General features: G+C 71.9%; 12 protein-coding genes. 10 read left to right on the plus strand and 2 right to left on the minus strand.

From position 1 onward, the window contains the following. Window positions 1-62: 62 nt before the first annotated feature. Together ACIBNA_RS25110 and ACIBNA_RS25115 are read left to right on the plus strand one after the other, a co-directional pair. On the plus strand, window positions 63-905 hold the full coding sequence (locus ACIBNA_RS25110) for an alpha/beta fold hydrolase (RefSeq protein ID WP_399167374.1): 843 nt from the start codon (window positions 63-65) through the stop codon (window positions 903-905). 65 nt (window positions 906-970) lie between these two features. Next, complete coding sequence (locus ACIBNA_RS25115; protein ID WP_399167375.1) at window positions 971-1,684, plus strand: alpha/beta fold hydrolase; 714 nt, start codon at window positions 971-973, stop codon at window positions 1,682-1,684. Here ACIBNA_RS25115 and ACIBNA_RS25120 read toward each other — a convergent pair. Next, on the minus strand, window positions 1,656-3,554 hold the full coding sequence (locus ACIBNA_RS25120; protein ID WP_399167433.1) for a sulfatase: 1,899 nt from the start codon (window positions 3,552-3,554) through the stop codon (window positions 1,656-1,658). The two genes, ACIBNA_RS25115 and ACIBNA_RS25120, sit on opposite strands and share 29 nt — an antisense overlap. Before the next feature lie 615 nt (window positions 3,555-4,169). Further along, window positions 4,170-5,789 carry an acyl-CoA synthetase gene (locus ACIBNA_RS25125; RefSeq protein WP_399167376.1) on the minus strand — a complete coding sequence of 540 codons (1,620 nt, stop codon included), beginning with the start codon at window positions 5,787-5,789 and terminating at the stop codon, window positions 4,170-4,172. Between the two features lie 176 nt (window positions 5,790-5,965). Between ACIBNA_RS25125 and ACIBNA_RS25130 the strand changes: the two genes are divergently transcribed. The 8 genes from ACIBNA_RS25130 (at window position 5,966) to ACIBNA_RS25165 (ending at window position 12,563) form a co-directional block, all read left to right on the plus strand. Further along, the gene (locus ACIBNA_RS25130; protein ID WP_399167377.1) at window positions 5,966-6,766 is read left to right on the plus strand and encodes a crotonase/enoyl-CoA hydratase family protein; all 801 of its coding nucleotides are present in this window, start codon (window positions 5,966-5,968) and stop codon (window positions 6,764-6,766) included. 19 nt (window positions 6,767-6,785) lie between these two features. Next, a complete protein-coding gene (locus tag ACIBNA_RS25135; RefSeq protein WP_399167378.1) occupies window positions 6,786-7,727 on the plus strand; it encodes a Zn-ribbon domain-containing OB-fold protein in 942 nt (313 codons plus the stop codon). Continuing rightward, window positions 7,724-8,788: a thiolase domain-containing protein gene (locus tag ACIBNA_RS25140; protein ID WP_399167379.1), complete on the plus strand. Its 1,065-nt coding sequence runs from the start codon at window positions 7,724-7,726 to the stop codon at window positions 8,786-8,788. The genes ACIBNA_RS25135 and ACIBNA_RS25140 overlap by 4 nt, the downstream gene beginning before the upstream one ends. Continuing rightward, window positions 8,785-9,951: a thiolase domain-containing protein gene (locus ACIBNA_RS25145; protein ID WP_399167380.1), complete on the plus strand. Its 1,167-nt coding sequence runs from the start codon at window positions 8,785-8,787 to the stop codon at window positions 9,949-9,951. Before ACIBNA_RS25140 ends, ACIBNA_RS25145 begins: the two co-directional genes overlap by 4 nt. 82 nt (window positions 9,952-10,033) lie before the next feature. Continuing rightward, window positions 10,034-10,276 (plus strand): DUF397 domain-containing protein, encoded by a 243-nt coding sequence (locus ACIBNA_RS25150; RefSeq protein WP_010033039.1) that lies wholly within the window; start codon window positions 10,034-10,036, stop codon window positions 10,274-10,276. Window positions 10,277-10,463: 187 nt separating this feature from the next. Continuing rightward, the gene (locus ACIBNA_RS25155; RefSeq protein WP_399167381.1) at window positions 10,464-11,366 is read left to right on the plus strand and encodes a universal stress protein; all 903 of its coding nucleotides are present in this window, start codon (window positions 10,464-10,466) and stop codon (window positions 11,364-11,366) included. A 40-nt stretch (window positions 11,367-11,406) separates the two neighbouring features. Continuing rightward, window positions 11,407-12,006, plus strand: a complete 600-nt coding sequence (locus ACIBNA_RS25160; RefSeq protein WP_399167382.1) for a CGNR zinc finger domain-containing protein — start codon at window positions 11,407-11,409, stop codon at window positions 12,004-12,006. A 59-nt stretch (window positions 12,007-12,065) separates the two neighbouring features. Then, window positions 12,066-12,563, plus strand: coding sequence for a hypothetical protein (locus ACIBNA_RS25165; RefSeq protein WP_010033043.1), 498 nt, complete (start codon window positions 12,066-12,068; stop codon window positions 12,561-12,563). The last annotated feature ends 58 nt before the right edge of the window (window positions 12,564-12,621 follow it).

Consider the following 12,621-nt stretch of genomic DNA (forward strand, 5'->3'; position numbering starts at 1 on the left):
GGATGCGCCCGAGGCGAGAACTCTGTTGCGGCCCTGTGCCTCTCGGGACGAGGATCGGCGCCATGCCGATCTTCCGCGCTCCGGGCGGTGTCCGACTCGCCTGTCACATGAGCGGCGAGGGCAGGCCGCTCGTCGTGCTTCCGGGAGGCCCCATGCGCGCCTCGGCGTACCTCGGAAACCTGGGCGGACTGCACGAGCACCGACAGTTGGCGCTCCTCGACCTGCGCGGCACGGGGGAGTCCGAGGTGCCTGCGGATCCGGCCACGTACCGCTGCGACCGGCTCGTGGACGACGTCGAGGCGCTGCGCCGCCACCTGGGCCTGGAGCGGATGGACGTGCTCGCGCACTCGGCGGGCGGCAGTCTCGCCATGCTGTACGCGGCTCGGTATCCGGACCGACTCCGGCGGCTGGCGCTCATCACCGCCACCCCGAGGGCGCTGGGCATGCCGGCGACGGCCGAGGACCGGCTTGCGGCGGCCCGGCTGCGCGCGTCGGAACCCTGGTTCGCCGACGCGTTCCCGGCGTTCGAGTCCTGGCTGTCCGGCACCGGTGACTTCGATCCCGTGTTCCTGCCGTTCTTCTACGGCCGTTGGGACGACACCGCCCGGGTCCACGCCGATCGCGAGGAGGACGAGACCAACGACGACGCGGCGGACCGTTACGGGGCGGACGGCGCCTACGATCCGAACGCGACACGGACCGCGCTCGCCCGTGTCACCGCCCCGGTGCTCGTCCTGGCCGGGGAGATGGACGGCGGCCCGAGTCCCGCCCTGGCCCGGCGTGCGGCCGAGGTGTTCCCGGTGGCCGAGTTCACGGTGCAGCCGGGGGCGGGACACTACCCGTGGCTGGACGACCCGGAGTGGTTCGTGCGGCGCGTGGCCGCCTTCTTCTCCGGACCGGAGTGAGACGTCCTTCTGCTCTCGGCAGAGCCGGACCCTCCTGACGAGGAGCCCTCACTACGGTGCCCGGCATGGACACCGAACCGCGCACCGTAGAGGCGAACGGCATCACCCTGGCCTACCGCGTCTGGGGGCCGGAGGACGCGCCGCCCGTCGTGCTCCTGCACGCCCGCGGGACCGACGGTGCCGACTGGGCGGAGACCGCCCCCGCCCTGGCCGCAGGGCCCCGCCGGGTGTACGCCCCCGACCTGCGCGGGCCCGGCCGCAGCGACTGGCCCGGCGGATACGCCTACGAGGTCATGCGCGACGACGTGCACGCCTTCCTCGGCGCGCTCGGCATCACCCGCACCGATGTCGTGGGCCACTCGCTCGGCGGCGCCGTCGCCTGCCTGCTCGCCCAGCACAGCCCGTGCCTCGTACGGGGGCTCGTCCTGGAGGACGTACCCGCGCCCTTCCCGCTGGACCCGCCGCGCCCGCCCGCCGAACACCCCGGCGGGGACCTGCCGTTCGACTGGGCGATGATCCTCGCCACCGACGAACAGCGCAACGCCCCGGATCCCATGTGGTGGGACCACATGGGGCGGATCACCATGCCCACGCTGCTGATCGGTGGCGGGCCGACGAGCCTGATCCCCCAGGAGCAGATCGCCGCCCTCGCCGAACTGCTTCCCGATGCCCGGCGCGTCACCATCGACGCCGGGCATCTCGTCCACGAGGCGCGGCCCGAGGAGTTCCTCGCGGCCGTGGCGGAGTTCCTCAGCCCTGCGGACCGTACGCCGTCATGAAACGGTCGCGGAACTTGTCCATGCCCCACCGGGGCGCGTCCGGGGCCGGCTTGAGACCGTCGGTCCAGCCCCAGTCGGCGACCCGGTCCAGCACCTTCTTGTCCCGGGCGACGATCGTGATCGGCACGTCCTTGCCGGTGTCCCCGGCGGTGACCGTCGGCACCGGCTGGTGGTCACCGAGGAAGACGAGCACCGTGTCCTCGTCGCCGTAGCGCTCGACCCACTCGGTAAGGCTCCGGATCGAGTACTCGATGGCACGCCGGTACTCGGTGCGCACCTTCTCCGGGTCCTTCCAGACCTCCGTGGGGTTGGTGCCCTCCTTCTTGATCCGGTGGAACACCGAACCGTCGCCGAGGTCCTCCCAGTCGATCATGCGGGCGATGGGCGACCAGGGGTTGTGGCTGGAGGCCAGGATGATCTCCGCCATGATCGGCTCACGGTCCTTCTTGCCGTGCTCCAGGCGCTGGAAGGCCTCCATGCTGAACTGGTCGGGCACGGGCGTCCAGCTGAAGTACGGGCCGTGGTAGCCGAGGTGCTCCGAGTCGTAGATGTGGTCCAGACCGAAGTACTTCCCCTCCGGCCAGGCCCGGCGCACACCCGGGACGATGCCGACGGTCCGCCAGGCGCCGGTCTTGCGGAAGTAGTTGGTCAGCGTCATACGGTCGCTGGTGGTCAGGCTGCGGTACCGCTGCTGGTTCTTGATCCACAGACCGGACAGGAAGGTCGAGTGGGCGAGCCAGCTGCCGGCGCCGGTCACCGGCGACTGCAACCAGCCGCTGCGCGACTCGAACCCGGCCGACTTGAGCGAAGCGGTGCCCTCCTTGAGTACCGCGTCGGTCTGCTTCGCCATCGCGGGGTCGTCGATCGCGACCCGGCCGTAGCTCTCGATGAAGGTGAACAGGACGTCCTTGCCGCGCAGCCCCGTGAGCAACTGGTCCGGCGGTGTCTTCGCGAAGGCGTCCACGGCGGCCTGCTTCTCGAAGACCCGCGCGTCCCTCAGACCAGCCCGCACCTGGTCCACCCGGTTGCCGAGGAACTCCGCGTTGCCCTTGGTGGCGATCGGTACGGTGCCGATCTGCACGCCCAGGGTCATGCAGGTGATCCACGCCGTGCCGAGGATCAGCGTCGTACGGGCGGCGACGGGACGGTGCCGGACCATCAGGTTCGTCAGCCGCACCACGGCGAGGGTCGTGAGGACCAGCACCGCGACGAGCAGCACGATCACCCCGATCACGGCCAGCACCTGTCCGGTACGGCCGAACGTCTCCCGGAGGAAGTCCGTGGCGTGCTCGATGAGAATCCAGTCCAGGACCAGGTCGAAGGGCCGGGCCAGCACCTGGTAGAAGCCCATGTCGACGAACTTCAGGACCGTGACCAGCCCGAGGAACACGCCCGAGACGACCGCCATGATCCGCCGGGGCCTCGGCGGCAGCGCGAGCAGCAGACCCGCGAGCAGCACGCCCTCGGCGGGGATACGGACGAACGAGGCGAACTCGATCCGCTCCATCCGGTTCGGCAGCAACAGCGCGAACACCACGAGCGCACCGGCCAGCACGGTCGTCCCCACGCTGACCCCGTGTGCCGCCCGGGGATAACGCCGCCGCCACCCGAACCAGCCGGGCCCCGCCCTGTCCGACACCGCAGCCGCCCCCTCAACGGCGTCGTCCCCTTCTTCTCGCGCGACAGGGGCATGGTCGGGGGGCGTCGTGTCGGTGTCACGGCCGGGGTCCGCTGCGGCGGCGCCGCTGTCCGCGTCCGCCGGGGCTGTGTCGCTGGTTGGTTCCGCCGTGTAGGCGTCGCCGTCTGGGCTTGCCGTGCCGGTGTTGCCGTCTGCGTCCGCCGGGGTCGTGTAGCTGCCTGGTTCCGTCATGGCGGCGTCGCCTTTCGGGCCTGCCGTGCTGGCGTCGCCCTCCGGTTGCGCCGGGTCCGTGCCGCTGTCCCGTTCCGCCGCGTCGGCGTCGCCGTCCGGTCCCGTCGCGCCCGCGTCCCCGTCCGACTCCGCCGCGGCCGTGCCGCTGCCGGAATCCGCCGCAGCCGTACCACCGGCCGGTCCCGCCGTGTCCGTGTAGTCGTCCGCGGCGTCCGTCGGGGTCGCGCGGCCGTTCGGTTCCACCGTGCCGACGTCGCCTTTCGGGCCTGCCGCGCCGGCGTTCCCCTCCACTCCCGCCGGGCCCGCGCCCCCGTCCGACTCCACCGCAGCCATGTCGCCGTCGGAATCCACCGTCGCCGTGCCACCGTCGGAATCCACCGCAGCCGTCCCGCCGCCCGGCCCCGTCCCACCGTCCGGCCCGGTCGCGCCGGTATCGTCATCCGGTTCCGCCCCGCTCCCGGTCGTGCCCGATTGCTGTTGGGAGCGAGTGAAGAGCGACACCCGGTGGTCCTTCCGTGCGGTCTTGCTAGGCATGGCAAACAGAGCCCGGTCACCGAGCTTGCCACCACCAGTACGTCCGCACGTCACCTTGGGTTCAATCGACCGGCCGGAGAATCACCCGTCCGCCGCCATCGCGACCTCCCGCGCCCAGCGATAGTCCGCCTTGCCGCTCGGCGACCGCTGGAGCGACTCCGTGATCACCAGCTGGCGCGGGATCTTGTAACCGGCCAGCCGGTCACGGCAGTGCCTTCGGATGTCCTCCAGCGACGGGCGCGCCGCCCCCTCCCGCAACTGCACCACGGCCGCCACATGGTGGCCCCACTGGGGGTCCGGCACCCCGGCCACCAGCGCGTCGTAGACGTCCGGGTGGGACTTGAGGGCCTGCTCGACCTCCTCCGGGTACACCTTCTCGCCGCCGGTGTTGATGCACTGCGAGCCGCGGCCGAGGACGGTGACCACACCCTCCTCGTCGACGGTGGCCATGTCGCCGAGCAACACCCACCGCTCGCCGTCCTTCTCGAAGAAGGTCCCGGCGGTCTTGGCAGGGTCGTTGTAGTAGCCGAGCGGCACATGTCCGCACTGGGCGATCCGGCCCACCTCACCGGCCGTCACCGGTTCGTACGTGGCCGGGTCCACCACCTGCGTGCGGGCGTTGACCCGCACCCGGAAGCCCCGCTCGGGGCCGGAGTCCTCCGTAGCCGTCCCGTTGAAACCGGACTCCGAGGAGCCGAAGTTGTTCAGCACCATGGTGTTCGGAACCAGCTCCTGGAACTGCCGGCGCACCGTGTCCGACATGATCGCGCCGGACGACGACACGCTGAACAGCGACGAGCGGTCGATGTCCCGCAGCGGACCGCTCAGCGCGTCGATCAGCGGCCGCAGCATCGCGTCCCCGACCAGCGAGATGCTGCTGACCTTCTCCTTCTCCACCGTCCGCAGCACCTCATCGGGCACGAACTTGCGGTGGATCACTACCCGTTGCCCGAAGTTGAAGCCGATGAACGCCGTGAGAGTGGAGGTGCCGTGCATCAGGGGGGCTGTGGGGAAGAAGGTGATTCCCTCCCCGCCGGCCGCGACCCGGTCGGCCAGCTCCTCCGGCTTCTTCACCGCTTCACCGGTCGGCGCGCCCCCGCCGAGCCCCGCGAAGAACAGATCCTCCTGCCGCCACATCACACCCTTGGGCATCCCGGTCGTACCGCCGGTGTAGATGATGAACTGGTCATCGGGAGAGCGGGCCGGGAAGCCGCGCTCGGGCGACCCCGCGGCCTCCACATGTGCGAACTCCACACAGGGCACCGCGGCGGCCCCCGGAGCCGGAGCACCCACCCGGATCAGATGCCGCAGCCTCTCCGCCCGGGGCAGCGCGGCCGCCACCCGGTCCGTGAACTCCGCGTCGAAGACCAGCGCCACCAGATCCGCGTCTCGGTAGAGGTACACCAACTCCTCTTCCACGTACCGGTAGTTGACGTTGACCGGGACGATCCGCGCCTTCAGGCAGCCCAGCACCGTCTGGAGGTACTCCACACCGTTGTAGAGGTGCAGCCCGAGGTGCTCCCCAGGCCGGATCCCGCTGTCGAGCAGATGGTGGCCGACGCGGTTGGCCGCCGCGTCCAGCTCCGCGTACGTCAGGCGGCGCTCCGCACCCGTGCCCGGATGGTCGACGTACACCAGCGCCTCACGGTCGGGGACCACGTCGACGACCGACTCGAACAGGTCGGCAAGGTTGTACTCCACCGCTCCTCCTGACCCCGGGACGTGCCTGGCATCGGACGGTTCGCCGGTCATCAGAGCAAAGGGCGGTCCAACTGTGAAGGGCTCGCACGAAGAAATCTGACTGCCTGTCAGAAAACTCTTGAAGTGCCTCCCGCGCTACTGCAACCTGTTCTCGTTCCACGAGAGGGGAGTTGGCCATGGGTGGGACGGAACACCTCACCGTGCGGCGCGAAGGCGCCACACTGGTGCTCACGCTCAACAGGCCCGAAGCCAGGAACGCGCTCTCGCTGCCGATGCTCGTCGGCCTCTACGACGGCTGGCTGGAGGCCGACGCGGACGACTCGGTCCGCTCGATCGTCTTCACCGGCGCGGGCGGCTCGTTCTGCTCGGGCATGGACCTCAAGGCCCTCGCCGGCAACGGCATGGCCGGCGAGGAGTACCGCGACCGGCTCAAGGCCGACCCCGACCTGCACTGGAAGGCGATGCTGCGCCACCACCGCCCGCGCAAGCCGGTGATCGCGGCCGTCGAGGGGTACTGCGTCGCGGGCGGCACCGAGATGCTCCAGGGCACCGACATCCGCGTCGCAGGCGAGTCCGCGACCTTCGGCCTGTTCGAGGTGAAGCGCGGCCTGTTCCCCATCGGCGGCTCCACGGTCCGGCTGCAACGCCAGATCCCGCGCACCCACGCCCTGGAGATGCTCCTCACCGGCCGCCCCTACGGCGCCCGCGAGGCTGCCGCCATCGGCCTGGTCGGCCATGTCGTACCCGACGGCACGGCGCTCGCGAAGGCACTGGAGATCGCCGAACAGATCAACTCCTGCGGCCCGCTGGCCGTCGAGGCCGTCAAGGCCTCCGTCTACGAGACCGCCGAGATGACCGAGTCCGAGGGCCTCGCGGCCGAACTCGCCCGCGGCTGGCCCGTCTTCGACACCGCCGACGCCAAGGAGGGCGCCCGCGCCTTCGCGGAGAAACGACCGCCCGTCTACAAGCGCGCCTGATCCGAAGGAGCCCTGCGGCATGCCCGAAGTCCTCAAAGCCCCTCTCGTCGTCGAGTTCCCCTTCACCCGCTCCCTCGGACCCGTCCAGAGCGCCTTCCTGACCGGCCTGCGCGAACGTGTCGTCCTCGGCGTGCGCACCGGCGACGGCCGCACCCTGGTCCCGCCCGTCGAGTACGACCCCGTCACCGCCGAGGAGATCCGCGACCTGATCGAGGTCGCCCCCACCGGCACGGTCACCACCTGGGCCTGGAACCACGCCCCCCGCCGCGGCCAGCCCCTCACCACCCCCTTCGCCTGGGCCCTGGTCCGCCTCGACGGCGCCGACACCGCCCTGCTGCACGCCCTCGACGCCCCGGGCCCCGACACCGTGCACACCGGCATGCGCGTCCGCATCCGCTGGGCGGAGGAACGCACCGGAGCCATCACGGACATCGCCTGCTTCGAGCCGTACGACGGCAACCGGGCCGGAACAACAGGGCACACGGGGGAGTTCGCGGACCCGGTCACCGGCATCGTCGCCGCCGCCCGCCTCGACTACACGTACTCGCCCGGTCGCGCCCAGACCGCCTACATCAACGCCCTCTCCGGCCGCAGGACCGTCGGCGAGCGCTGCCCCGCCTGCCGCAAGGTCTACGTCCCGCCGAGGGGTGCGTGCCCCACATGTGGGGTGGCCACATCCGAACAGGTCGAGGTAGGGCCGCGCGGCACAGTGACCACGTTCTGCATCGTCAACATCAAGGCGAAGAACCTCGACATCGAGGTGCCCTACGTCTACGCCCACATCGCCCTCGACGGCGCCGACCTCGCACTGCACGGCCGTATCGGCGGCATCCCGTACGACGAGGTCCGCATGGGGCTGCGCGTCGAACCGGTGTGGACGGAGGGCGCCCGCTACCCCGACCACTACCGGCCCACCGGCGAACCGGACGCGGACTACGACACCTACAAGGAGCTGCTGTGACGAGCGCACCGGGGGACCGCCAGATCGCCGTCGTCGCCTTCGCCCAGACCGTCCACCGGCGCAGCAGCGAGGAGCTCTCCGAGGTGGAGATGCTCATGCCGGTGCTGCACGAGGTCCTCGACCGGACCGGCCTGAAGACCGCCGACATCGACTTCACCTGCTCCGGCTCCAGCGACTACCTCGCCGGCCGCGCCTTCTCCTTCACCCTCGCCCTCGACGGTGTCGGCGCCTGGCCGCCGATCTCCGAGTCGCACGTCGAGATGGACGGCGCCTGGGCCCTGTACGAGGCCTGGACCAAACTCCTCACCGGTGACGCCGACACCGCCCTGGTCTACTCGTACGGCAAGTCCTCGCCCGGCTCGGTCCGCGACGTCCTCACCCGCCAGCTCGACCCGTACTACGTGGCACCCCTGTGGCCCGACTCCGTGGCACTCGCCGCCCTCCAGGCGCAGGCCCTCATAGACGCCGGCGACACCGACGAACCCGCCCTCGCGGCCGTCGCCGCCCGCGACCGTGAGGCGGCGTCCGCCAACCCGCACGCGCAACTCAAGGAGCCCGTGGCGCAGGGGGAGTACCTGGTACGGCCCCTGCACATCGGCGACTGCCCGCCCATCGGCGACGGGGCCGCCGCCGTCATCCTCGCGGCGGGCGACCGGGCCCGTGAACTGTGCGCCCGCCCCGCCTGGATCCGCGGCATCGACCACCGCATCGAGGCGCACGGCCTCGGTGTGCGCGACCTGACCGACTCGCCGTCCACCCGCCTGGCCGCCGATCGGGCGGGTGCCTTCGAGCGACCCGTCGACACCGCCGAGCTGCACGCGCCCTTCACCGCGCAGGAGGTCGTCCTGCGCAAGGCCCTCCGCCTCGGCGACGGCGTCGTCGTCAACCCCTCCGGCGGAGCCCTCGCGGCCAACCCGATCATGGCCTCCGGTCTCATCCGCATCGGAGAGGCCGCCGCCCGCATCCACCGCGGCGAGTCCGGCCGCGCCCTCGCCCACGCCACGTCCGGCCCCTGCCTCCAGCAGAATCTCGTCGCCGTACTCGAAGGGGAGCCCCGATGAGCAAGGAGCCCGTGGCCGTCGTCGGCATCGGCCAGACCAAACACGTCGCGGCACGCCGGGACGTGTCCATCGCGGGACTCGTCCGGGAGGCGGCCCGACGCGCCCTGGACGACGCCGAGCTGACATGGGCCGACATCGACGCCGTCGTGATCGGCAAGGCGCCCGACTTCTTCGAGGGCGTCATGATGCCGGAGCTCTACCTCGCCGACGCGCTCGGCGCCGTCGGCAAGCCCATGCTCCGGGTGCACACCGCGGGCTCGGTCGGCGGATCCACCGCGCTTGTCGCCGCCAACCTCGTCGCGGCCCGCGTCCACGGCACCGTCCTCACCCTCGCCTTCGAAAAGCAGTCCGAGTCGAACGCCATGTGGGGCCTGTCCTTGCCCATTCCCTTCCAGCAGCCCCTGCTCGCCGGAGCCGGCGGGTTCTTCGCCCCGCACATCCGCGCGTACATGCGACGCAGCGGCGCGCCCGAGACGATCGGCGCCCTGGTCGCCTACAAGGACCGGCGCAACGCGCTGAAGAACCCCTGCGCCCACCTGCACGAGCACGACATCACCCTGGAGAAGGTGATGGCCTCGCCCATGCTCTGGGACCCGATCCGCTACTCGGAGACCTGCCCCTCCTCCGACGGCGCCTGCGCCATGATCCTCACCGACCGCGCCGGAGCCGCCCGGGCACCGCGACCGCCCGCCTGGATGCTCGGCGGCGCGATGCGCAGCGAACCGACCCTCTTCGCCGGCAAGGACTTCGTCTCCCCACAGGCCGGCCAGGACTGCGCGGCCGACGTCTACCGGCAGGCCGGGATCACCGACCCGCGCCGCGAGATCGACGGCGCCGAGATCTACGTCCCGTTCTCCTGGTACGAGCCGATGTGGCTGGAGAACCTCGGCTTCGCCGGCGAGGGCGAGGGATGGAAGCTCACCGAGGCGGGCGTGACCGAACTGGACGGGGACCTGCCCGTCAACATGTCGGGCGGCGTGCTGTCCACCAACCCCATCGGCGCCTCCGGCATGATCCGCTTCGCGGAGGCGGCGCTCCAGGTGCGCGGACAGGCTGGGGAACACCAGGTGGACGGCGCCCGCAGGGTCCTCGGCCACGCCTACGGCGGCGGTTCGCAGTTCTTCTCGATGTGGCTCGTGGGAGCCGAACCCCCGGACTCCTGAAAGGTCCCCCTCACGTGCCCTGTTGGCCGTGGGGCACGATCGCTAGGCTGGCCGCGGACGACGAATCGGGAGGAGCACGGACGTGGCCGAGACCACCACCCAGCAGCGCCCGCTCACGGGCTGGGACAAGCCGGAGCTGGACCTCACCAACGCACAGTGGCAGTCCAGCAGCCGCGGGCGGGGGGATGTCCAGATCGCCTTCGTGGAGGGCTTCATCGCCATGCGGAACAGTGCCCGCCCCGAGAGCCCTTCTTTGATCTTCACGCCCGCCGAGTGGGGCGCGTTCGTGTCGGGAGCGCGGGAAGGGGAGTTCGACCTCACCTGACGCGCCGCCGCGCGACCTCGACCGCGGCACCATGCGAACCGTCCCGGAACGGCCGTGACCCCACGGCCGATCCGGGGGTGTTCCGCCCGCATTTGCCGGACACGCGACCTGAGGCGCCCTCCCGGGGCCCGCCCCTGGGCCAGGCTGGGCCCTCAGGCACGGTCGTATCCCGGAAGGCGAGGAACCCATGAGCAACCTGCCGGTCATCGCGGCGGTCGACGGTTCGGACGACAGCCTGCGCGCCCTGGAGTGGGCCCTCGACGCGGCCCGCCGGCTTTCGGCACCCCTGCGTGTGGTGCACGTACGCCAGTACGCCCACTGGGCGCAGCCCGAGCTGCTCGCCGCCGCACCGCCGGACCCGCAGGACGACCCGGTGCTCGACCGGGTCCGCGCCCACCTGGAGGGCATCGACGGCCTGCCGGACACGGAGTACCTCGGCCTGGAGGGGGCGCCGAGCGCCGTTCTGCCCGAACAGGGCGCCTCCGCTCAGCTGCTGGTCCTGGGCTCCCGGGGCCGCGGCGGCTTCGCCAGCCTGCTGCTCGGCTCCAACGGCATCGCCGCCGCCCGCGACGCCGAATGCCCCGTCGTGGTGGTGCACCCGCCCGGACGCGACATCGAAGGCGAGGCGCAGACCGGTCCCGGCTCGCGCGTGGTGGTCGGCCTGAAGGTGGACGGCCCCGACGAGGCCACACTCGAGTTCGCCTTCGCCGAGGCCGCCCGGCGCGGTGCCCGGCTTCAGGCGGTCGCCGCCTACCCGTGGCCCGCGCAGCCCTGGATGATGCCCGGCGAACTGCCCCCGCCGATCGTCGACCAGAACGTCATCGAGGACGAGACCCGGATCCTCGCCGAAGGCTTCCTCGCCCCGTACCGCGAACGGCACCCCGACGTCCCGGTCGAGCCGGTCCCGGCGGCGGGCGACGCGGCCGGACACCTCGTGGCGGCCTCCCCGGGCGCCGACCTCGTCGTCGTGGGCCGCCACCGGCGGCACCTGCTGGCACCCGCCCGCGTGCTGGGCTCGGTCACCCACGCCGTCCTGCTGCACGCCGCGAGCCCCGTCGCGGTGGTCCCGCCGGCACCGCCCGAGGACTGACCCCGCTGTAATGGATGTCGGCAGGCCTATCATTAGGCCCATGCGGGAACCGATCAGCAGGGACGCCCGGCTCGCCCTGGACCTCGCCCTCACCATCCGGCACGACGGCAACGGCGGCGTCGCCGACGACCTGACCGACCCGGCAGGCCTGACCGCCTGGGTCCGGGCACACCCCGAGGTCCTGCCGGACGCCGGCCGTTTCACCGCCGACGCCGCGCAGCTCGCCGCCGTCCGGGACCTGCGTGCCGCCGTCCGCGCGCTCTTCGCCCGCGCCGTGCGCCCCGGCGAGCCGAGCCCCGCCGACGCTGCCCGGCTCCTGCTCGTACCCGAGGCCGTGCGGCGCCTCAACGAGGCCGCCGCCCGCACCCCCACCGTGCCCGTCCTGGACTGGCCCGAGGGTGCCGGACCCGACGTCCGTCAGCGGCCCCTGCGCGGCGGCGACGACCTGACGTCCGCCCTCGCGCGCGCCGTGATCGCGTTCCTCGCCGGCCCCGACCGCGACCGGCTGCGGGCCTGCCACGCGCCCCGCTGCGTGCGGTACTTCCTCAAGGACCACCCGCGCCAGGAGTGGTGCAAACCGTCCTGCGGCAACCGCGCCCGGGTGGCCCGCCACCACCAACGGCACCGAACGCCGGTGTAGGTCCGATCGGGTCACCGCCCTCCCGACACTTCGCAGGCCGGGCCACGTACCATGGCGGCATGTCGTTCCTCCGCCGCCGCAGCGCCACGCCCGCCGGGCCCGACTTCGACGTACTGGCCATGGACCCGGGCGACTGGCCCGGCAACCTCGGTGCGGGACTGCTGCCCGCGCCCGACGGCACCTGCCAGGGCGTCTTCCTGCGTTACGACCTGTTCGGCGGCCGCGGTCCCGCGATGATCATCGGCAATCTGCCGGAGGGCTCCCCGGCCCGCGAGGTCCCCGAGGGCCAGGTCCCCTTCGAGGTGGCGCAGCTGCTGCTGGCGCTGGAGAACGACGAGGAGGTCACCGTCGTCGGCACCGAGGACGTGCCGGTGATGCAGGGCGACAACCTCCTGATCGTGCGCCGCGTCAAGCTCTCCGAGGGCCGCATCTCCTGCGTGCAGTTCGACCGCAGCGACAACGTCCTGGTGACCATCGCCGCCTGGGACCGCCCCATCACGGACGACCTGTACGCCCTCCTCAAACCGCTGCCCGCGGAGTTGTTCCAGCAGGGCTGAGCGGCAGTAGGCCAAAAAACACGAAGCGGGGGGGGGGGGGGGGGGCCCCGGCCCCCCC

The sequence above is a fragment of the Streptomyces sp. NPDC050164 genome, from assembly GCF_044459945.1.
GTDB lineage: Bacteria > Actinomycetota > Actinomycetes > Streptomycetales > Streptomycetaceae > Streptomyces > Streptomyces coeruleorubidus_A.